At 63.6% G+C, this 21,596-nt stretch carries 20 protein-coding genes; 9 read left to right on the top strand and 11 right to left on the bottom strand.

The genetic code is table 11. The annotated features are described in order from the left end of the window. Positions 1-13 precede the first annotated feature (13 nt). From C0Z18_RS16030 to C0Z18_RS16000, 7 genes are all read right to left on the bottom strand, one after another. Complete coding sequence (locus tag C0Z18_RS16030; protein ID WP_102646388.1) at positions 14-1,279, bottom strand: chromate transporter; 1,266 nt, start codon at positions 1,277-1,279, stop codon at positions 14-16. A 51-nt stretch (positions 1,280-1,330) separates the two neighbouring features. Continuing rightward, a complete protein-coding gene (locus tag C0Z18_RS16025; RefSeq protein ID WP_102646387.1) occupies positions 1,331-3,682 on the bottom strand; it encodes a bifunctional diguanylate cyclase/phosphodiesterase in 2,352 nt (783 codons plus the stop codon). A gap of 333 nt (positions 3,683-4,015) precedes the next feature. Continuing rightward, complete coding sequence (locus C0Z18_RS16020) at positions 4,016-4,900, bottom strand: PhzF family phenazine biosynthesis protein (RefSeq protein ID WP_102646386.1); 885 nt, start codon at positions 4,898-4,900, stop codon at positions 4,016-4,018. A 14-nt stretch (positions 4,901-4,914) separates the two neighbouring features. Then, a complete protein-coding gene (locus tag C0Z18_RS16015; RefSeq protein WP_102646385.1) occupies positions 4,915-5,379 on the bottom strand; it encodes a RidA family protein in 465 nt (154 codons plus the stop codon). Positions 5,380-5,488: 109 nt separating this feature from the next. Continuing rightward, positions 5,489-6,685 carry an aminotransferase-like domain-containing protein gene (locus C0Z18_RS16010; RefSeq protein WP_102646384.1) on the bottom strand — a complete coding sequence of 399 codons (1,197 nt, stop codon included), beginning with the start codon at positions 6,683-6,685 and terminating at the stop codon, positions 5,489-5,491. Between the two features lie 89 nt (positions 6,686-6,774). Then, positions 6,775-7,713, bottom strand: a complete 939-nt coding sequence (locus C0Z18_RS16005; protein ID WP_102646383.1) for a DMT family transporter — start codon at positions 7,711-7,713, stop codon at positions 6,775-6,777. A gap of 41 nt (positions 7,714-7,754) precedes the next feature. Further along, entirely contained in the window at positions 7,755-8,453 is a 699-nt protein-coding gene (locus tag C0Z18_RS16000; protein ID WP_102646382.1) for a VOC family protein, read from the bottom strand. A gap of 150 nt (positions 8,454-8,603) precedes the next feature. Here C0Z18_RS16000 and C0Z18_RS15995 point away from each other — a divergent pair, with 150 nt between their 5' ends. From C0Z18_RS15995 to C0Z18_RS15980, 4 genes are all read left to right on the top strand, one after another. Beyond that, positions 8,604-10,094 carry an aminotransferase-like domain-containing protein gene (locus C0Z18_RS15995; protein ID WP_102646381.1) on the top strand — a complete coding sequence of 497 codons (1,491 nt, stop codon included), beginning with the start codon at positions 8,604-8,606 and terminating at the stop codon, positions 10,092-10,094. A gap of 106 nt (positions 10,095-10,200) precedes the next feature. Beyond that, positions 10,201-12,093 (top strand): molecular chaperone HtpG, encoded by a 1,893-nt coding sequence (gene htpG, locus C0Z18_RS15990; RefSeq protein WP_102646380.1) that lies wholly within the window; start codon positions 10,201-10,203, stop codon positions 12,091-12,093. Further along, positions 12,093-12,824, top strand: coding sequence for a chorismate--pyruvate lyase family protein (locus C0Z18_RS15985; RefSeq protein ID WP_102646379.1), 732 nt, complete (start codon positions 12,093-12,095; stop codon positions 12,822-12,824). Before htpG ends, C0Z18_RS15985 begins: the two co-directional genes overlap by 1 nt. After that, positions 12,821-13,321: a DNA-deoxyinosine glycosylase gene (locus C0Z18_RS15980; protein ID WP_102646378.1), complete on the top strand. Its 501-nt coding sequence runs from the start codon at positions 12,821-12,823 to the stop codon at positions 13,319-13,321. Before C0Z18_RS15985 ends, C0Z18_RS15980 begins: the two co-directional genes overlap by 4 nt. Before the next feature lie 22 nt (positions 13,322-13,343). On the opposite strand, the gene C0Z18_RS32965 is transcribed toward C0Z18_RS15980, so the two are convergent. From C0Z18_RS32965 to C0Z18_RS15970, 3 genes are read right to left on the bottom strand one after another with little or no spacing between them, the layout of a single operon-like run. Next, positions 13,344-13,517 carry a hypothetical protein gene (locus C0Z18_RS32965; protein WP_158244244.1) on the bottom strand — a complete coding sequence of 58 codons (174 nt, stop codon included), beginning with the start codon at positions 13,515-13,517 and terminating at the stop codon, positions 13,344-13,346. Further along, positions 13,514-13,819 carry an HVO_A0114 family putative DNA-binding protein gene (locus C0Z18_RS15975; RefSeq protein WP_332888213.1) on the bottom strand — a complete coding sequence of 102 codons (306 nt, stop codon included), beginning with the start codon at positions 13,817-13,819 and terminating at the stop codon, positions 13,514-13,516. Before C0Z18_RS15975 ends, C0Z18_RS32965 begins: the two co-directional genes overlap by 4 nt. Then, entirely contained in the window at positions 13,800-14,252 is a 453-nt protein-coding gene (locus tag C0Z18_RS15970) for a toxin-antitoxin system TumE family protein (RefSeq protein WP_199189463.1), read from the bottom strand. Before C0Z18_RS15970 ends, C0Z18_RS15975 begins: the two co-directional genes overlap by 20 nt. Before the next feature lie 420 nt (positions 14,253-14,672). Here C0Z18_RS15970 and C0Z18_RS15965 point away from each other — a divergent pair, with 420 nt between their 5' ends. Then, a complete protein-coding gene (locus C0Z18_RS15965) occupies positions 14,673-15,200 on the top strand; it encodes a hypothetical protein (protein ID WP_102646376.1) in 528 nt (175 codons plus the stop codon). Between the two features lie 80 nt (positions 15,201-15,280). Here C0Z18_RS15965 and C0Z18_RS15960 read toward each other — a convergent pair whose 3' ends face one another. Then, positions 15,281-17,905, bottom strand: a complete 2,625-nt coding sequence (locus tag C0Z18_RS15960; RefSeq protein ID WP_158244243.1) for a two-partner secretion domain-containing protein — start codon at positions 17,903-17,905, stop codon at positions 15,281-15,283. A 335-nt stretch (positions 17,906-18,240) separates the two neighbouring features. Between C0Z18_RS15960 and C0Z18_RS15955 the strand changes: the two genes are divergently transcribed. From C0Z18_RS15955 to C0Z18_RS15940, 4 genes are all read left to right on the top strand, one after another. After that, positions 18,241-18,849: a hypothetical protein gene (locus C0Z18_RS15955; protein ID WP_146014019.1), complete on the top strand. Its 609-nt coding sequence runs from the start codon at positions 18,241-18,243 to the stop codon at positions 18,847-18,849. Then, entirely contained in the window at positions 18,846-19,439 is a 594-nt protein-coding gene (locus tag C0Z18_RS15950; protein WP_102646373.1) for a hypothetical protein, read from the top strand. Before C0Z18_RS15955 ends, C0Z18_RS15950 begins: the two co-directional genes overlap by 4 nt. 165 nt (positions 19,440-19,604) lie before the next feature. Next, positions 19,605-19,742 (top strand): entericidin A/B family lipoprotein, encoded by a 138-nt coding sequence (locus C0Z18_RS15945; protein ID WP_102646372.1) that lies wholly within the window; start codon positions 19,605-19,607, stop codon positions 19,740-19,742. 280 nt (positions 19,743-20,022) lie between these two features. Then, positions 20,023-21,567 carry a methyl-accepting chemotaxis protein gene (locus tag C0Z18_RS15940; protein WP_102646371.1) on the top strand — a complete coding sequence of 515 codons (1,545 nt, stop codon included), beginning with the start codon at positions 20,023-20,025 and terminating at the stop codon, positions 21,565-21,567. Positions 21,568-21,596: the final 29 nt, after the last annotated feature.

Genomic DNA, 21,596 nt, shown 5'->3' with positions numbered 1-21,596 from the left:
ATACCGCGCAGCCTCATTGATAGCCGAGCAGGCGCGCCCCGCCGTATATCGCGGCCACGATCGCATAAACCACGTACACGGGCAGTTTCAGACGCGCGAGGCATACGAGCGCGAAGAGGGCCGTCACGAGTTGCGAGGGTTCGCGGGGGATATGCTCGACGATGTGCACGACGGCCGTCAGCAAGAAGGCGGTCGTCGATGCGCGCAGTATGCGCATGCCGTGCTCGAAGCGCACGTTCGTCTCGAGGCGATGCAGATGGCGGCGCGCGAACACGATGAGCACGGCCGACGGTACGAACAGCGAACAGGTTGCCACGATCGCACCGGCCCAGCCGTGCACGAGGTAACCCAGGAAGGGGACCACGTTCAGGAGCGGGCCGGGGGAAACGGGCGAGAGCGCGAAAGCGAGCGTGAACTCGCGCGCGGTGACGCCAACCTCGGGGGTCTCGAATAGCGCCTTGAGCACGGGCAGCGCCGAAAATCCGCCGCCGAACAAGGTCATGCCGGCACCCGCGAGGCGAGGCCAGATGAGGCGTCCCGCATACTCCGGCGGCAACGGTGCCGCGAACAGCGCGATCAACGCCAGCACCACGAGCAGGAAGAGCTTGTCGGTGAGTCCTAGTGAAATCTCGAGCTTGGCATCGCGTACCGGACTCGTGAACCAGCCGGCGGCGAACGAAGCCGTCAGCAAGAGCACGAACGAGGCCGTGCCGTGCACGGTCAGCAGGACGACGCAGGCGAGGGCGGCCGCGCCCCATTCGAGCGGCTGGTGCACGAGCGCGCGAGTTTGCCGGTACCAGGTGATGCCGATGAGCACCGCGAGCACGGCGGCAAAATGGTCGATGAGGCCGCGCGTGGCGAGCGCATGAATGAACGACGCGTGATAGAACGTCGCCAAGGCGGTCATCGTGCAAAAGAACGGCAAGACCGCCGCGATGCCGGCTACCCAAGCGCCGATGCGTCCGCGCAGCGCATAGCCGACCTGCACGGCCACGTTGTAGCCCACGGCTCCCGGCGTCATCCAGGCAAGCGCGACGAAATCGGAATATTGGACTTGGGTGAAGCGGCGTTCGCGCGCTACGTAATGCATTTCGAGTTGGGCCATCAGCGCAAGCCCGCCCCACGAAAGAGACGATAGAGCGAAAACGACGCGAAACAGCGTCCAAAGCGGTTCGGGGCCGGCATCGGGCGCCGGTGCGCGATCCGCCTCTCGCTCAGCGGCAAGGGCGGTGCGCACGGCGCGCGAAGCGCGTATTCCGCTCGTGCTCGCCTCACCCATCGATCGGTCCTTCCATTCGCTTGAGCATCTCACGCATCCGCGCCGGTGCCCTTATGCCGATTGTTTGCTCGTGTTCTTTTGGCTCTTGCCGTAGGACCCGAACGGCTCGTGCATGTCGCATACACCGAAGCGTTCGAGCAGCGCCGGTATACCCTCCGCGGGCACGGGGCGCGAAAACAAGAACCCTTGCGCTTGGATGTTGCCGAGCGCGGACAGCCACGCGATCTGCTCCTCGGTTTCCGTGCCTTCCACGACGACGGTCAAGCCGAGCGAGCGCGCCAGATTGACGATTGCGGACACCATCACGCAAACGCTGCGATCGGCCGGGATCGCTTGAACGAACGAACGGTCGACCTTGAGCGTGTCGACCGAGAAGCGGTTCAGGTACGACAGCGACGAATAGCCGGTGCCGAAATCGTCGAGCGCAATGCCGACGCCGAGCCGCTTCAGTGCGACGATTTTCTCGGAGACGAGTTCGGGGTACTCCATCATCGCCGTCTCGGTGATTTCGAGCTCGAGCCGATGGGCCGCGATGCCGGTGTCCTCGATCGCGCGCGAAATCGTCTCGTACAAATCGCCGCGCCAGAACTGCACCGCCGAGATGTTGACGGCGAGCGACAGCGTTTCGTAGCCGTCGCGCTGCCAGGCGGCGAGTTGGCGGCAGGCCGTCTCGATCACGAAGTCGCCGATCGGTACGATCAGCCCCGTCGACTCGGCTACCGGTATGAACTCGCTCGCCGAGATGACGCCTTGTTGGGGATGGTTCCAGCGCGCGAGCGCCTCGAAACCGGTGATGCACCGGCGCGCCAAATCGATCTTCGGCTGGTAGACGAGGAACAGTTGGTTTTCGCTCAACGCGACGCGCAGCTGCTGTTCCCATTGCATGAGGTGATCGGCGCGATGCGAAAGGTGCGGCGAATAGAACTGGTAGCAGTTCTTGCCGGCATCCTTGGCGCTGTACATCGCGAGGTCGGCCTTCTTGAGCAGATCGATTTCGCTCTCGCTGCCGACCGAGTACAGGGCGATGCCGATGCTGGCATGCAGGACGAACGAGGTGCCGCGCACGTCGAACGGATGCTCGAAGATTTCGCGCACGTTCTCCGCCAGTTGCACGGCCTGGCGTTCGACGTCGCCGCCCTTGAGCACGACGACGAACTCGTCGCCGCCGATACGCGAGAGCACGCCGGCCGCGCCGACCGCATCGGACAGGCGCGAGGCCGTCATCTGCAGGACGATGTCGCCGGCGTTGTGTCCGAGCGTGTCGTTCACCGTCTTGAAGTTGTCGAGGTCGATGAACAGAATCGCGAGACGCCCCACGTTGGCCGGGTCGCCGACGTCTTGCCGCAGGCTTTGCATCGTCGCGTAGCGGTTGCGCAGGCCCGTGAGCAAGTCGTATTCGACGAGGTGCGTCATTTCGCGCTCGCGCCCGAGCAGCTTGCCGATAAGACCGGTCGCGACGGCGAAAAAGCCGAGCATCGCAAGCGAGATAAAGCTCGCCATCAACAAGTAGACGTTGCGCGTATGGTTGTAGTCGGCGAACTCCTCGGCTTGCGAGAGGCCGACGAGCACACCCATCTGATAGCCGTCGATGTGCCGGTACGAGACGATCCGTTTGACGTGGTCGATCGGGTCGGTCATCGTGCCCGAGACGTGCTCGGAGATCGGATAGGTGCCGCTCGCGGAAAACGCGCCGGCGGGGTCGCGCGCCACGCCGGTGCGCCGCGCGAGCACCGCGCCGTTGTCCGAAATGACGGCGATGACGCCATCCTTGCCGATCGCCGCGTTGTTATAGAAGTCGCTCGTGAAGTAGCTCGGGTCTTCCGAGACCACCACGACGCCGGCGAACGAACCGTCGAGATGGTTCAGGCGCCGCGTCATCTGCAGCGTCCATTGATGCGAGACGCGCCCGAGCACGGGCTTGCTGATATAGAGCTGATCGTCGTTCTCGTGCTCGTGCACCTTGAAGTGCTCGCGATCGGACAAGTCGATCGGCGCCGGGTTGGGCTCCGCCGTGCTCGATACGAGGATGCCGTGCTCGTTGATGATCGACACCTGCACGAGCGTGTCGCTCTGCACGACGCCTTTCTCGACCGTGCTGGCGAGGTCGAAGTGATCCGGGCTCTTTTCGTACTCGTACTTGACGAAGCGCGTGATCTGATCGACTTGGTGAATCGCTTTGACGGTGTGCTGCTCGAGCGCGGCGGAAAGGATCGCGGCCGAGGCCGTCGCTTCGCGGTAGGTCGAGTCGCGCTCGACCGATAGCCGTGCCGAGATCACCGTCCACAGGAGCGCAAGCACGAGTATGCCCAACACCGGGATCGCGATCAGCGCGCGACGGCGTGAGCCCGCGGCGTTGGAGCGCGTGCGGGTGTCTCTCGTGGAATGAAGCCGGGCGAAATTCATCGGGGCAATGAGTTATTGGGAAGGCTTCGAATACCGCAGACGTTCCTCATCGAGGATATTACTGAATGGATAAAAATTAAGATAGCGTCCGTTTATCGGGTAAACGTTCGTCGCCGCGGGCACGATTTCAGCAATGGTATTCCGATTTCGCGCCGGGTGACCTGCCGAACGCATGACGCAAGGGCATTTGGCGGCCGTGGGTCGCACGCGATCGCCGCCGAACGGGCGTGCGCGCAGGGCCGGCGGGCCTATAAGACCCGTCGGGAATTTCGCTTAGTGGAATGAGAAAGGCGGGGAAAGAAAGGCGCGAACCGCGCCCGGGCGGGTAGCCGCTCAGAATAAGCGGAAAGTCCCGTCGACGATGGTGGTCGTCCGGCCGCCGACCCAGATGCCGCCCTCGGCATCATAGTCGACCGTCACGCGGCCCTCGCGCCCGATCGCCGTGCCCTGGCGAACCGTGTACCGGGCACCGGGCCTGCGGCCGCGCGCCGCGAACAGGCTCGCTAGCCCCGCGTTGGCGCTGCCGGTGACCGGGTCTTCGTAGATCGAGTAGTCGCTATCGATGACGATACAGCGCACTTCGAGCGTCGCCGGGCCGTCCGGCGCATGCCGAGCATAAAGAGCGAGCCCTGTCATGCCTACTTTCTGCACGATGCGCGAGACGCCCACCGGATCGAAGCCGATCGATATACACGTGCTTGGTGAGTCGACTCCGACCGCGAGCCACGGCGTACCGTTGTCGAGACAGCAGGGCTCGATGTCGCCGAAATCGATCTCAGCGCCGCCGAGCGCCGCTTTCAGCGCGCGCTGATCGTCCGCGCCGAGCGGCTCGATCCGGGCGGGCGGTGCCGCGAATGCCATCGAGCCGTCGTCGCGCAGCGCGATCTCGACGAGCCCGACCCCGCACTGTTGGACCAGCCGGCCCGGTTGCCGCGGCCGGTATCCGCTTTCCAGCAGCGCGTGCGCGGTGCCGAGGGTCGGATGGCCTGCGAACGGCAGTTCGTAGGCGATGGTGAAGATGCGCACGCGGTAATCGGCGCCGGGCTGCGTCGGCGCGCAGATGAACGTCGTCTCCGAGAGGTTCGTCCAACGCGCGATCGCTTGCATCTGCTCGTCGGTAAGACCGTCGGCATCGAAGACGACGGCCAGCGGGTTGCCTTTGAACGGCGCCTCCGAGAACACGTCGACCTGCTTGAAGCGGACTTGGCGTGCGCTCATCGGTTCGCTCCGTGTTAGGCGATCTCGGCGATCAACTCGATCTCGACGCACGAGCCCGTCGGGATCTGCGCGACGCCGAATGCGGAGCGCGCATGCTTGCCTGCGTCGCCGAACACCTCGCCGAACAGCTCCGATGCGCCATTCGTCACGAGATGCTGTTCCGTGTATTCGAGCGTCGAATTCACGAGGCTCATGACTTTGACGATGCGCTTGATGCGGTTCAGGTCGCCCGTGTGCGCGTGCAGCGTGGCGAGCAGATCGATGGCGACCGAGCGCGCCGCGACCTTGCCTTCGTCGGTCGTCATGTTCGCGCCGAGCTTGCCCACCCAAGGCTTGCCGTCTTTCTTGGCCGTGTGGCCCGACACGAAGACGGTATTGCCCGTTTGCACGGCCATCACGTAAGCGGCGGCCGGCGTAGCCGAGGCGGGCAACTCGATACCGAGTTCTTTGAGCTTGTCGTAGACGTTTTGGTTTGCCATGGCGGTTCCTCGAATAGAAGAGTGGAAGGGAGGGGGCGGTTCGACGGACCGTCGATCCGGTCGGCCCGCGCCCCCCGCGTGGGGAGGCACGGGCACGGGCCGCAAGCGATTAGATGCGCTCGCGGATCAGTTTGGCCAGACGGGCGATGCCTTCGTCGATGCGTGCGGGCGGCACGGTCACGAACGACAGGCGCAGCGCGCTGTGATCGGCGTCGTTCGCATAGAACGGCGCGCCGGGCACGAAGGCGACGTTCTCGGCGACGGCGGCCTCGAGCAATTGCATCGTATCGATATGCTTCGGCAGGCTCGCCCAGATGAACATGCCGCCTTCGGGGCGGTTCCAGGTCACGCCCTCGGGCATGTGACGCTCGAGCGACGAGAGCATCGCCTCGCATTGATCGCGGTACAGGGTGCGGATCGTCGGGATGTGCTCATCGAGGAAACCGTCCTTGACCACTTCGTACACGATGCGCTGAGTGAAGCTCGGCGTATGCAGATCGGTGGCTTGCTTGGCCTGGACGAGTTTGAAATGCAATTCCTCGGGCGCGATGATGTAGCCCAGGCGCAGACCCGGCGCGAGCACTTTGGAGAACGAGCCGCAGTGCACGATGTGATCGGGCGCCATCGACAGCAGCGTGGGCAGCGGGGCGCCGGCGTAGTCGAGCGCGCCGTAGGGATCGTCCTCGACCACGGGGAACGGGCTCGTGCGCGCGAATTCCGCCAGGGCGCGGCGGCGCTCGAGCGGCAGACGGCGTCCCGTCGGGTTCTGGAAGTTCGGCTGAGCGTAGAGCAGCCGCGCGTCTTGCGTGAGCGCCGGCGTCAGGCCTTCGGGGATCAGACCGTTCTCATCGGTCGGCACTTGCACGTAGCGCGGCTCGTACATCGAGAACGATTGCAGCGCGCCGAGGTAGGTCGGCGTTTCGACGAGCACGGGGCTCGCCGGATCGATGAGGACCTTCCCGAGCAGATCGAGCGCCTGCTGCGAGCCCGTGACCATGAGCACTTGGCTCGGGCGGATCGTCACGCCGTTCTTCGAATAGCGCGCGGCCACCCATTCGCGCAGCGGGGCATAGCCTTCGGTTGCGCTGTACTGGAAGGCTGCGGCAGGGGCGTCGCGCGTCACGCGCTCGCACGCCTCGCGCATCCGCTCGACCGGGAACGTTACCGGCGAGGGCAGGCCGCCCGCGAACGAGATGACTTCGGGGCGTTCCGTGACTTTCAGGATCTCGCGGATGGCGGAGCTCGTGAGTTTGCGTGCGCGCTCGGATATGCGCCAATTCGTATGCGGCAGATCGCTATGATCCATGAAACGTCTCCTTAGTCCTCGATGGTGGTTGAGTTGGGTTCCGTCGTCGATGCCGAAACACGGGTAATGTTTCGAGACGAGAAGCGCGATTATCGCGCGAGTCGTCCCGTTGCGGGTGTTGCGGTTGCGCTCGTCGTCGCCGCCGTCCGTACGGCGGCCTTGCGGCCGAGCATCACGGTGGCGATGACGGCGACGGCGAACAGCCACGTCGACGGCGCGACCGTTTCGCCGAAGAAGAGCGAGGCGAATGCGATCGTGAAGAATATCTGTAATAGCTGAACTTGTCCCACTCGCGCTGTTCCTCCCATCGCCAATCCCGCATACCAGGCGAAAAATCCTATGAATTGCGAGAAGAGTGTGACATAGCCGAACGCTAGCCAGGTCCGCAGCGCGAGCGGCCCCGGATGCGCCACATGCTGCTGCCAGCCGAGCCAAGCGACGGGAATCAGGAGGAAGGGCGCGGCCAGCACGAGCGCCCAGCAGATCACCTGCCAACCGCCTAGTTCGCGTGCGATGCGGGCGCCTTCGGCGTAGCCGAGCGCGCCGACCGCGACCGCGGCGAGCATGAACAGATCGCCCGCCTGCAGCGCGCCGCCGCCCGCATGGAGGGCGTAGGCGACGACAAGCGCGCTGCCGATGGCCGCGCTCGCCCAAAATGCCGGCGAAGGGCGCTCGCGGGAGAGCCAGGCGGCATAAATGGCCACGAAAAGCGGCTGCAGGCCGTTGACCAGTGCGCCGTGCGAGGCCGGGACGGTCTTCATGGCCCAGGCCGACAACACCGGGAACGCGACGATGACGCCGAGCGCCGTAACGGCCAGTCCTTTCAGTTGCGCGCGGCTAGGCAGGCGCTCGCGCCGCCAGGCCAGCAGCGCCGCGGCGGGGACGGCGGCGGCGAGTGCCCGGCCCAGCCCGTTGAGGACAGGATTGAGTTCTTGCACGACTACGTGCGTCATCGGCAGCGTCAGGCTGAAGATGATGACGCCCAGCAGACCGAGCAGCATCCCTCGCGTTTCAGGCGATTTCGACATCGAAAAACTCTCCTAGTGATCGAGCAGGGGGCGCGGGCGTATCACGCAAGGGTGCGCACGCCGGCAGGCGTTTCGATTTCGGCCGTCAATGCCGCCGCGCCGTCCGCGGCGTTTTCCAACTCGATCAGATGCGCGGCGCCCAGCCACCCGAGTTGCGCGCGTAACTCGTCCGCTCGCGGGTGACGTCCCTTCAACGTTTTGAGGGCCAGGCCGGTTTCGGGCAGGCGTGCGCTGGGATGAGCGGGGGTGTCCCATTGGATCAGCGTGGGCACGATGCCGTCGCCGGCGCCGAAGCTGCCGTCGGCCGGCACGGTCAGCCGCCAGGTCAGGTCACCGCGCGCCATCGGCATCACGGGCGGGATGCGCGCCGGGTATTGCCCTTGCCAGCGGGCCAGATCCTTGGGCCGGGCCACGCGGGCGGCCCAGTGCGCCAGGTAGGGGCCGAGTTCGAGCCGGGCCCGCATCGCCGGATCGTCGAGCGCGAACCAGCGCGGTCGTGAAGGCGGCGCGGATTCGCCGCCACGCTCGCGTTCCCGTTCTGCATCGGGATCGATCGCGATCACTTCGAGGTATGCGCCGCCCCACAAACCGAGCAACCGGTTGTGCGTGCCCATGGCGGCATGCTTGCCGCCGGCGACGGGTTCGACGCCGAGCGTGTCGGCGACGAAGCTCACGCCTTCTTCGAGTGTGCGGGCAGCGACGACGAGATGATCGAGTTCAAGCGCGGAGGCGGTTTTCATTGCGAAGAGGAACGAGCAATAAGCAGCGGAGCGCGGCGCCGGGACGGCGCCGGTTCCGGCGGATGAGATTTTACGATCACTTTAATCGGCATGGCCTGCACAGTAACTGTACAATCGGAACGATACTTTTCTGTACAGTTCGCTGCCGCCATGTCCGCTGCCCTAGATCAAATCCCTGCGCCGCACGAGGCTTCGTCGCTTACGCTGGTCGAGCAGCTCGTTCAATGGGCTCGGCGCCGCATCGAGGAACGCGTGTTCAGGCCCGGTATGCGCATGCCGTCGATTCGCAAGCTCGCGCAGGACAAGGGCGTCTCGCGCTTTACCGTGGTCGAGGCCTACGAGCGACTCGTCGCGCAGGGCTACCTCGAATCGCGCCGCGGCTCGGGTTTCTACGTGCGCGAACGCGCGGCGAGCGGGCCCGGCGAGCGTGGGACGGCGGCGGGGCAGCAAACGCGCGCGGGCGCCGCGGCGCGGCCGATCGACGTGGTGTGGCTCGTTCGCAATACGCTGCACGCCGGCAAGTCCGACAAAGGCCCGGGCCTTGGTTACTTGCCGAGCCATTGGCTCGACGGTGAACTCGTGGCCTCGGCGTTGCGCGCGCTGGCTCGGCAAAGCGCGGGGCAGTGGCTGGGTACCGGCACGGCACAAGGCTTTTTACCGTTGCGCCAGCAATTGCAAAACCGCCTGGAAGAGTTGGAGATCGGCGCTACGCCGGATCAGATCGTCCTCACGTCGGGTATTACCCAGGCGATCGATTTCATCGCGCGGCTATATGTTCAGCCGGGCGATGCCGTGATCGTCGGCGACCCGGCCTGGTTTCAGATGTTCGGCCGTTTTGCCGCGCAAGGCGCGCGCCTCGTCGGCATGCCGTACACGCCGGCGGGTCCCGATCTGGACGCGCTCGAAGAGCAGGTCAAGACCTGGCGCCCGAAAATGCTCGTCATCAACTCCGTCCTGCATAACCCGACGGGTACGTCGTTGTCGCCGGCGCAAGCCTTCCGCATTTTGCGCTTGGCTGAGGAATACGATTTCGTCGTGGTGGAAGACGACATTTACGGCGATCTGTGTCCCCCGAGCCACCCCGTCACACGTCTGGCTACGCTCGATCAGCTCAAGCGCGTGATCTATCTGAGCAGTTTTTCGAAGACGCTGACGGCTAACCTGCGCGTAGGTTTCGTCGCCTGCGCGCCCGAGGTTGCGCAGGCGATCGGCGATCAAAAGATACTGATCAGCATGACGACGCCCGAGCTCAACGAGCGTCTGCTCTACAAGATTCTGACCGAAGGGCATTACCGGCGGTACGTGGAGCGTTTGCGCGCGCGGCTGGACCCGGTGCGCGAGCAGACCGCCCGCATGCTCGAACGGGCCGGATTCTCGCTATTTTCGATGCCGACGGCCGGCATGTTTTTGTGGGCGGATGCCGGCGTGGATGCCGACGCTTTCGCCGCCGCGGGCCAGGAGGCCGGCTTTTTGCTCGCACCGGGCAGCCTGTTCTCCCCGCACCAGTCGCCCACCACCTGGATGCGGTTCAACGTTGCCAACTGCGGGGACCCGGAACTGCCGCGTTTCCTGGCCGATTACATCGAATCGCGGCACCGCGTCGCGCGCCCCTTGAAAGCTCAGGCCGACGTCCCCAATTAAGGGGCCGCTCTCGCGTCGCGATTGCCCGCCTGGGCCGCGGGCGGCGCACCAAGTGACGTTTTCCGCCATTTACGAACCGTAACCGAACGCAAAGGAACTTGAGACCATGGCACAAGAAACCATGAGCTTTCAGGCAGAGGTCAAGCAGCTTCTGCAATTGATGATCCATTCGCTCTACAGCAACAAGGAAATTTTCCTGCGTGAGTTGATCTCGAACGCGTCCGATGCCGCGGACAAGCTGCGTTTCGAAGCGATCGCCAATAGCGAGCTGTACGAAAACGATCCGAACTTGCGTATTCGCGTTGCCTTCGACAAAGAGGCGCGCACGATTACGATCGACGACAACGGCATCGGTATGAGCCGTGACGAAGCCGTGTCGCACCTCGGTACGATCGCGCGCTCGGGTACCAAGGAATTTTTCTCGCAGCTTTCGGGCGACCAGCAAAAAGACGCGGCGCTCATCGGCCAATTCGGCGTGGGCTTTTACTCGGGCTTCATCGTCGCCGACAAGATCACCGTGGAGACGCGCCGCGCCGGGCTGCCGGCTCAAGAGGGCGTACGCTGGGTCAGCGCCGGCGAAGGCGATTTCTCTGTCGAGACGATCGAGCGCGCGCAACGCGGCACGACCATCACGCTTCATCTGCGCGCCGAAGAAGACGAATTGCTTTCGTCGTACCGGCTCAAGTCGATCATCCGCAAGTACTCCGATCACGTTGCCTTGCCCATCCTCATGAAGCAGGAAGAGTGGGATGCGGAGAAGGGCGAGATGGTCGTCAAGGACGAGGACGAAACGGTCAATCAGGCCAGCGCTCTGTGGACGCGCCCGAAGAGCGAAATCGAAGACGAACAGTACAAGCAGTTCTATCACCACCTCGCGCACGACGAGCAAGACCCGCTTGCATGGACCCACAACCGAGTGGAAGGCCGCAGCGAGTATACGCAACTGCTGTACGTGCCGGCGCATGCTCCGTTCGATCTGTGGAACCGCGACCATCGCAGTGGTCTGAAGCTGTACGTGAAGCGCGTGTTCATCATGGACGACGCAGAGCAACTGCTGCCGCCTTACCTGCGTTTCGTGAAAGGCGTGGTCGATTCGGCCGATTTGCCGCTGAACGTGTCGCGCGAAATCTTGCAGGAAAGCCGCGACGTCAAGGCGATTCGCGAGGGCGTCACCAAGCGCGTGTTGTCGATGCTCGAGGAAATGGCCAACGCCGAAACCGAGGAAGGCAAGGCCAAGTACGCGACGTTCTGGAAAGAATTCGGCCAGGCGTTCAAGGAAGGTCTCGGCGAAGACTTTTCGAACCGCGAGCGTATCGGCAAGCTCGTGCGCTTTGCGTCGACGCATACCGATTCCGCCGAACAGACGGTCTCGCTGGCCGACTATCTCGCTCGCATGAAGCCGGAACAGACGAAGATCTACTACGTCACGGCCGACACCTGGCAGGCGGCTAAAAACAGCCCGCATCTCGAGGTGTTCCGCAAGAAGGGCATCGAGGTGTTGCTGTTGACCGACCGTGTCGACGAGTGGGCGCTGGCGTACTTTACCGAGTTCGACGGCAAGCCGCTTGCGAGCGTCGCGCGCGGCGATCTCGATCTCGATGCGTTCGACGACGAAGAGAAGAAGGCACATGAGGCCATCGGCGAGACGATGAAGCCTCTCGTCGAAAAGATGAAAGAGGTGCTCAAGGACAAAGCGAAGGATGTACGTTTGACGTTCCGTCTGACTGACTCGCCTTCTTGTCTCGTGGCCGACGACGGCGAAATGACGGGGTATTTGCAGCGCATGCTGAAGGCAGCGGGGCAAAAGACGCCCGACTTCCACCCGATTCTCGAGATCAATCCCGAGCATGCGTTGGTGAAGGCGCTGAGTGCCGAGCAGGGCGATTTCGCCGACTGGTGCAATCTGCTGTTCGATCAGGCCGTGCTGGCCGAGGGCGGCACGCTCGACGATCCGGCCAGCTTCGTGAAGCGCACGAACGCGCTGTTGCTGGCGCGCTGATGCACGCCGCGCGTCTGCGCTACGACGCCGCGAGCCGCGCTTGGCGCGCGGCGCGGCGGCCTATCACGACGTTCGATCAGAAAGATTGGCTCACGCGCGGCGGCTCGCTGACCGCGCACTTGCGTGGGCTCGGCGACGTGCGCGTGCGCGTGACGCGCGAAGCGGTCGATCGGGCGTGGCCCGACGAGTGCGCGGCGCTGCGCGTCGCGCCGCGCACGCGTGTTTGGGTGCGTGAAGTCGTGCTCGAGGTGGACGGCGTGCCGTTCGTCGCCGCGCATAGCATCGCGCCGCTGGCGGCGAGCCGGGGCGTTTGGCAGGCGATGCGGCGGTTGCGCACGCGCCCGCTCGCCGAGCTGCTGTACGCCGACAGCACCGTTGCGCGTTCGGTGTTGGTCAGTACGCGCCTCGCGCCTAGACATCCGCTCTCGGTATTGGCGCGGCGCGAAATCGCGGGGCGTGCGCCGCGCGCGCTGCTCGCGCGCCGCTCGGTGTTCGTGCGGCATGGCGCGCCGCTCATGGTGACCGAATGCATGCTGCCGGCGTTGTGGGCGCATCTCGAGGCGCGCGGGCGTGGCGAAATGCTCGACGGTGCGCCTTCGTCTCCGTATTCCCACCTTCCCCACGACCGCGGCGGACGTCCGGCGCGGCCCTCGCATGCGGGCCATACGCCTAGACGCGCCACGGAGCGCTCACCGATCGCCCCGGGCGCCACGCTGCCGTCTTCGTCGTGACGTTCAAACATTCGTTCGCGCCCGTCGTGAACGAGCACACGCGCGTGCTCGTGCTCGGCAGCTTGCCTGGAGAGGCCTCGCTCGCGCAAAGCCAGTATTACGCGCATCCGCAGAATCGGTTTTGGCATTTGATTGGCGATGTGATTGGGGTGGCGTTGCCGGGGATGGGGTACGAGGCGAGGCTGCAAGCGCTGCTCGACCATCGGGTAGGGCTGTGGGATGTGATTGCGAAGGCTAAGCGCGAGGGCAGTCTCGATAGCCGCATTCGCGATCATGCGACGAACGATCTGGCGGCGCTCGTGGCTGCGTTGCCGGAGCTAAAGGCCGTTGCCTTCAACGGCGGTACCGCTGCGAAGATCGGAATGCAGGCGTTGGCAGAAAGCCGGCTGTCGCTCGATCTCATCAAGCTGCCGTCGAGTAGTCCGGCTTATGCGGCCGTGCCTTATGCCGAGAAGTTGCGGGCGTGGGAGGCGTTGCGTAAGTGGGTGGCGGTGTAGCTGCCCTGACTCGAGAAGCTATTTAACGACCTCTAGGTAGGGGTAGCAGGTATTCGAGCTCAGATGCCGCATCGATGAGTTCGGCCGTAAGCCGAACCAACTCCGCGGTCAGGCTCGTCGGAAGATCGATGTTGCCTTCGTATTCGGCCGCATTGCGCCTGCGGTGCCCCGTGTCGTCGGTAAAGCGGTATTTCACGCAAACGACAGTTCCAACTCAACCCCCGAATAGTTGACGCGCGGCGCCATCTCCCGCCCCATACCTTCTTCGAAGTGAACGAGTCCGTATCGCTCCATTGTCTTGAGCGTTCGCGATAGGTTGGATTTCGCTCGGCCTGAGCGTTCAGCCAATTCGCTCAGCGAAGCCGGTTTTGTCTCCGCGATCAAAGCGAGCAGTGATCGGTTCCTGTCGGACAGCACCTGCGCCAGTGTTTCAAGTGACTGGAACCAGACCTTCGGCTCATGAGCTCCGGGCACATATTCACCGCGGGCAATTGCCATCGTCCGAGCCTTGTATTGCTCCAATGATGCAATCCCGACCTTCAGGACGTTCGCTGTACTCATGCTGTGTACTCCTTGCCTCGAGAATCGCTTCCACTTCAGCCCAAAAATCCGCCAGCAATTTCGCTGCGTCCCGATAGACGTAGAAGCGCACCCGGGGGCCGCGGTGCTTGTGGTCGTATTCGATCCGGGTACGCGATCCCGGTCCTGAGCCCTCGCGAATCGGATGTGCATTATCGAAGCCCAATAGACGCGAGCCTGCGCCGTCATGGAGCGTCAGCGAATACTTCAGCCCCTGAGGGCGCTCAGCCGACACGGCGCAGTGCTCTACCTCGAACTTCGCCCAACAGGTGCCGACCGAATCAACGACGAACGTTTCCCCGTCGAGGTATAGCAGCGCGTCGAGGGAGGGGTCGCGCACGTTCGCTTTCATTGATGTTATCACCCGATCATAACTTAATCAATCAACTTGCTGGAGAACCGCTCTTGCGCAAACCGCTTCAGCGCGGCGCCCGGTTCTCGTCCGCCGGTATCGTGCGTCCTACGGCCGGAGACAGGTTCGTAGGGCCGGGACATCCTAGCGAGGGACTGCTGCTTTATCGGTGCATGCGGATTTATTTAGGACCAGGTGCGGGTTGTATCCAGGTCGACTCGACTTCCCGCTTGCACGCGCGCGCTCGTGCTCGGCAGCTTGCCTGGAGACGCCTCGCTCGCGCAGAGCCAGTATTACGCGCATCCAGTTACACGAAGTTTTGCCTTGTCCGTTGGCCATAGCGCTGCGTTCACCGCGCCATGCACGGGTAGAATCGCCGGATTGCGCGCAGTTTGCGCCGCCCGAAAGAGTAACTGTGTCATGAACGATCTATCGCTTCCGTCGCCCGAGCTTGCCGCCGAAGGCCCCGACACCGAGGTTTCCGAAACGGTCCACGAAGACGGTCTATGGCGCGACAACGGATGGACCGCGCGCGTGATCAAGAACGAGGAGGACGACGGCTGGGCCGTCGAGATGATCAAGGACGGCGAGCCGGAACCCGCGCTCGTCGGCCCATGGACGATGGGCCGCAATAAGAAAGATCCGAAGCCGCTCGATGTCTCGGCATTCAATACGCTCGTGAAGACCGCGACGGAGGTGCTGCGCCGGCACGAGCAACAGTTGCGGGCGCAGTTGCACAAGCGAGTGACCGTGGCAACCGCATCGGGCGAAGGCGATTTGGACATCACGCTCGACATCGTCCCCGACGAGGACGAGCCCTATGCGCTACTGACGGCGCTCAACGCTTTCGGAGAGCAGCTAGCGCAAGTCCAAGTGGCGCCGAACTTCAAGCTCAGTAGGGCGAGCGCGGAAAGCTGGGTCGAAAACGAGTTTCGCCGCCCCGGCTAATCGGCTAATCGGCCGGTCGGCCGATCCGCTGACGGACCGGCGCGATCGCGCGCTGCCACGGTACGCGCGTTCGTACTCGCTTACTGGGGCTGCAATTGCCAACGCAAGACGGGATGATGGGCGCCGGCCGGCATCGCCCACGCACCGGTCGAGCCGAAGTCCCAGCCCGCGAAATTCGCGGCGTTCGACATTTGCGCGGTTGTCAGCCCATTTGCAGTCGATACGGGCGTGCCCCACGCGACACCGCGCGCGGTGGCGGTCGTTTGCTTGTCCCAGTAGACGTTCGTTGCGATCGAACCGGTGTTGCTCACCGAAATGCCGGCGCTTTGTCCTTGCGTGCCCGAAGGCGGGTCGACGAGTCCGCCGCTGACCAAACCGGTGGCGAACGATTGATCGATCTTTCCTTCGTTCAGGTACACGAGTGCCGCGCCGGAGCCGCAGGTGGACGGATCGATGCAGCCGTTCGCTATCACCTGGCCCGTCGAGTACGACTGGCTGACCGCGCCGGTGTTTTTCAGCACCAGCCCCCCGGCATACCCGCAACTGAACGCGGCGCAGCGGCCGGCCTCGACGGCGCCCGTCTCATACGATTGGCTGATGACGCCGTCGTTGTTGTCGGAGACGAGCCCCGCGGCGCCGCCGCAAAGCGAGTCGTTGCATTCGCCTACTACCACGCCGGTCGCGTAAGACCGGGTGATCGTGCCTAGGTTATCGCTCACGAGACCGGCGGGCCCGTCGGCGGTGATGACGACGGCGGTTGCCCCTTGCACCTGCCCCGAGGCATGCGAGTCCGCGATGAGGCCGTCGTTCTCGCCGACGAGGCCGCCCACGGTACCCGAATTCAAGATCGCCGAGCTGCTCGAATGCTCGATCTTGCCGGTGTTCAGGCCAACGAGTCCGCCCGCGAGCGAGACGTTTTGAGTGGCAAATACGTCCCAGACGCTGCCGGACGTATTGACTCGCAAAATCGTCCCTTCGTTGATGCCGGCCAAGATGCCTTCGATGCCGTCCTCCCAGTTGCTTTGCGGGTCGAGCGCCATGGCGATGTTGCCGTTCACGTTCAGATCGCGCACGATCGCGCTTGCCCCGAGGGTTCCGAACAGGCCGATCGATTGGGGGCCGGTGCCCCGCATCGTCAGCGAGTCGATGGAGTGGCCGCGTCCGTCGAACTGCCCTGTGAACGCCGTATTCCCGTCGCCTATCGGGACGAACGAGCCGTCGCTCGATCCGGTCGCGACGATGTCTCTGCCGAGCGCATAGTTGCCGACGAGATCGGCATTCACGCTGGCCAGGTCCTTGTAAAAATTGATGAGCTTGTAGCGCGTGATCTGCGTGGCGAGCCCGCTGTCGACCGGTGGGGTCCATGCCGCGTTGGTCGATAGCGTGCCGGGAACGTAGAACCCATTGATGTCGTGCAACAGGCTGACGGCGCCTTGGCTCGCCGACCAGTCCACCGTGCCATTGTTGGTGATGCTCCCGCCGTTGTCGATCGCTTGCGCGTCGGCGCGCAGAATCAAATTGCCGTTGCCCGTATTGCTCAACTTTGCGGACGGTTCGATCGTCAATGAACGATAGGCGCCGAGCGTGAGCGATGCCGCGCCGCTCCAACGTATGCTCGACGCCACGTCGATATCGCCCGTTGCGCATTGTGCTCCCGTCGTTTGAACGTTGACGGACGTGCCCGCGTCGAGGTTGTCCTGGAAGACGGGGGCTAAGAGGCTGTCGATGGTCAGGCTCGGCGTGGAGAGATTCCACTGACCGGCCTTCACGCTCGGCCCGCCTGCGAGATGCAGCGTGGCGCCATTCGTGTCGACGGTGCCGCCGGTGCCGTTCGCGTTTGTCGCGACGGTCGAACCGTCTATCGTGACGCTGCCCGTGTCGGCGACGAGCCAGACGTGACCGTCGCGTGTCGCGGTGCCCGTCGCGCGCAGCACCGAGTGGGTGCCGGCCAATGCATAGATGTTGCCGTCGGCCGCTTGCAGACTGATTTGCGCCGCTTCGATGGCGCCGCGATTGACGACCGTGCCGTGGCCGCCGCTTTGAACGAACACTTGTTGGCTCTGTGTCGAATCGTTCAATAACACCTTTTGCCCGGCAACGAGTTCGACTGTGCCCTTCGGCGCGCTCAGCGTTCCGCTGTTATCCACTTCGTTGCCCGTGATCAGGAAGATATCGCCGCCGCTCGACGAAATCGTCCCGAGGTTCACGACGGTGCCTTTGACGGTACCCGATGCGTTCGAAAACGTAAGCGGTGCGCCGTTCATGAACGCCGTGTTGTCGGTATCGAGCGAGGAGGCGACGAAGCGGCCTCCCGTGGAGACGATGCCGCTTTGGCCGATGACCACCCCCTGCGGATTGATCAAGTAGACGCTGCCAGTGGCGGTGAGCGTGCCGAGAATCGACGAGGGCGTCGTGCCGGTGACGCGATTGAGCGTGGCGCCGGTGCCGTTGGCGATGCTGACGCGGTTGCCGCTGCCGATGGAAAAGCTCGTCCAATCGACGACGCCGCGACTCGACGTTTGATTGATCGTGAGCGATGTCGTATTGCCGGATATCGAACCCGATCCCGCAACGAACTGCCCGCCTTGAGGCAGCGCTGCGGCGGCGAATGCCATCCCGGGCATGGCGAGGAAGAACGGCGTAAGTACCTGAAGCGGCGAGCGACGCGAGTGGCGCGCGTGTTCCATCCTCAAAGCAAGAAGCATTGCGATTACCCTCATCGTCCGAAGGTGCCCGGCACGCGTGTCTTGCGCGAAGGGACCGTTATAGTCCGTTCATATTATGAAATTTCCGCACGGGCGGCAGCGCCAAAACCCCGTTAAAACGCGCCATCGCGCCGGATGGTGGCGCGTGCCGGCGGGTAGACGAATGGGGACGAATCGATGGTCTATCGGCCCGACATCGCTATTAGCGCTTCAAGATTCATGCAGCGATGCCGTAATAAGCGGGTGTCGTCCTGCAACGAGTGTGACTCGATTCGAATGCGGCGGCATGCGCATTCCAACAGCAACTTAGCAAGTGAATAAGACCAGAGGACCGTATGTACCTTACAAAAATAAAACGTCTGTTGACCATTGCTTCGATCGCGATCGGCGCGGTGCAATTGTCGGCTTGTGTTTCGATGCAGCATTACGTCGATCCGACGCTGGGCGATACACCCGCCGCCGACCTCAAAAAGCCGAATGAGCCGCAGCCGATTCAGGTGCTTTATGAATTCAGAACCAATGGCGTAGCGAACGCCACGGCTACCGCATCGACCAAGGCGTATGTGATCGAGGATGTGACGAAATCGGGACTTTTCAGTTCGACATCGGCCACGCCGGTGCCGTCCGGCCGCAAGCTGTCGATCGTGATCGATAACGTCGCCGAAGCGGATGCAGCCAAGAAGGGCTTCACGACGGGACTGACATTCGGTCTCGCCGGCGATACCGTGACCGACAACTACGTTTGCAAGTTCAGTTACCTCGAACCGGGCCATGACTTGGTCACCGCCGACGTTCATCACGCCATCTACACGACGGTCGGCATCAAGAAGGGGCCCGAGGGTCTTAAACCCGTTCCGCTGCACGATGCCTTCACGACGGTGATCAGGCAGGTTGTCGATCGCGGCCTCGCGAACATCGACCAGGCATCGGATATCGCTCAATGACTACGCTCAGCCCTCGCGTCGTGCATCTGGCGCATAAGCTCCGGCGTGGCATCGTGCTCGCGTCCGCGGCCGCATGCGTCGTCGCGTTCGCCGGCTGCGTGACGAGACCGCTGCCGCCGTATCAGTCCAGCATCGTCAACCAGCAATCGTTGTCGCATCTCGCGCATGGCGCCGTCTATCGCGTCGAAGCCGGTAGCGACCCCGCTAACGTGGCCAACAGCGTGCGCGCCTATACCTTGACCGCGCCGAACGGCGGTTCGTGGGCATCGTATTTGAGCGACGGCATTCGCGACGAACTGACCACGTCCGGCAACTACGACGCCGGCGCGGCTTCGACGATCAAAGCGTCCTTGCTCACTGTCCAGCTTGCCGATGGACATGCCGAAGTGAGCGCGCGGTTCGTCGTCGAACGAGGCGACAAGGTTCGCTATGACAAGGTGTTGCATGCGCATGGCCGCTGGCGAACGTCGATGGCGGGCGCGATAGCCATTCCGGCCGCCTATCGAGGGGCGAGCGCTGTCTTTCAGGATCTGTTGACGCAGTTTTTCAACGATCCTGATTTCATCGGCACCGGAGGTACCGGCACGTAAAGAGCGCAAGGCGCGTAGAGATCAGGGCCTCGTTCCTACCGCCACGCCTGCTTAGTTCGTCGGACGAAAACGAAGGGCGATGAGGAGAGGTGTTCGGGCATATGGCTTGCTGAAGACCTAGCAAGCCATTCATTCGAAGACTCGTCTTGCCAAGGGAGGACGCTCATGACACGACTCATCGCACTTTTGGTTTTCGCAAGCACGCTCGGGCTGACCGCCTGCCACACCGTAGCGGGTGCCGGCCAGGATATTTCGAAGAGCGGGCAGGCCATCACCAACTCGGCGGAGCGCCATTCCGATTAGCGGGTAAAAGCTTTAGTCTGATACTTACGCGCTCTTAATTAAGCAACGACAATCGGCTGTGAGGTCGACTGATCGAACCTCCGCGTCGGCGTATACCGGCCCGGAGGTTTTTTTGTCTATCGAAATAATAGGACCATTGCGTGCGCAATGAGTTGCCTCCGCACGTAAAACACATCTCAAGTTCCTCGTAAGGCGGCCGTTAAACGGTCGTAAGCACCCATCGCGGCTAACCGCCGCATTGGATTGCCGCCCCGTTTCACACTTTCTGAGGTCTTGTTCGATGCGCAACAACGTGCCAGTCACCGGCCGGGAATATGAGTTGTCCGATGACGCAACCCTGATGTCGACAACCGACGCGCAAAGCTATATCACCTATGCCAATGCGGCGTTCGTCGAGGTCAGCGGCTTTTCGGTCGAGGAATTGGAGGGTCAGCCGCACAACGTCGTGCGCCACCCCGACATGCCGCAGGAAGCCTTTGCCGATATGTGGGCGACCCTCAAGGGCGGCGAACCGTGGACCGCCATCGTCAAGAACCGATGCAAGAACGGCGATCATTATTGGGTGCGGGCGAATGCGACGCCGGTCGTGCGAGGCGGCCGGCCGGTCGGCTATATGTCGGTGCGCACGAAGCCGTCGCGCGAAGAGATCGCCGCCGCCGAAGCGCTCTATGCGGATTTTCGCGAAGGGCGCGCGGGCAATCGTGCATTTCATAAGGGACTCGTCGTCCGCAAGGGACTGCTTGGCGTGACGAGCGTGCTGAAGACGATGTCGGTGCGCTGGCGCATTCGCACGGCGTTGATCGCGCTACTGGCCGCGCTCGTCGGTACCGCCGCAGCGGCAGGCACGAGCGGTGCGGGACTCGGGGTGTTCGGCGCGGTGGCCTGCGTGGCGTGTGCGCTCGCGTCGTTTTGGCTCGAAGCGCAGATCGCCGGCCCGCTCGAGCGGCTGCGCGAGCACGCGCTCGACGTCGCTGCCGGGCAAGGGCGGCAATCGGCCGAAGCCGACCGCGTCGACGAGATCGGCATGACGTTGCGCACCGTCAATCAGATGGGGCTCATGTTCCGTTGGCTCGTCGATGACGTGAGCGAGCAAGTGCGTCACGTGCAGCAGTCGATCAACGAGTTCGCGCAAGGCAACACCGATCTCAGCTCGCGCACGGAGCAAGCGGCGTCGAGCGTGCAGCAGACCGCGTCGTCGATGATGCAGATGACCTCGACCGTCAAGAGCAATGCGGAGACGGCGTCGGCCGCGAACCAGCTCTCCAGCACCGCGAGCGAGTCGGCATCGGCGGGTGGGCGTGCCGTTTCGGAAGTCGTGCATACGATGAACGACATCACGACCAGCTCGCGCAAGATCGCGGACATCATCGGCGTGATCGACGGCATCGCATTCCAGACGAACATTCTCGCGCTGAACGCGGCCGTCGAAGCGGCGCGGGCGGGCGAGCAGGGCCGGGGCTTCGCGGTCGTGGCCGGTGAGGTGCGCAGCCTGGCCCAACGCAGCGCGACCGCCGCGAAGGAAATCAAGTCGCTCATCGACGCGAGCGTCGAGAAGGTCGACTCGGGCGCGAAGCTCGTCGACGACGCGGGCCGCACGATGGACGACATCGTCTCGCAGGTCAAACGCGTGTCCGATCTCATCGCCGAAATCAGCTCGTCGACGAGCGAGCAAAGCGCCGGCGTGCTGCAAGTCGATCGCGCGGTGAGCGAGCTCGACAACATCACGCAGCAAAACGCGGCGCTCGTCGAGCAAAGCACGGCCGCCCTTGCCAGTTTGAAACAGCAGGCGACGCGTCTCGTCGATGCCGTCGGCGTGTTCCGCTAACGCGCCGCGATGACGGCCGGGAGCTGCGC

The organism is Trinickia dabaoshanensis, assembly GCF_002879885.1.
Lineage (GTDB): Bacteria > Pseudomonadota > Gammaproteobacteria > Burkholderiales > Burkholderiaceae > Trinickia > Trinickia dabaoshanensis.
The sequence above is the reverse complement of the archived record's forward strand: the minus strand, read 5'-3'. Positions and strand labels throughout refer to the sequence as shown.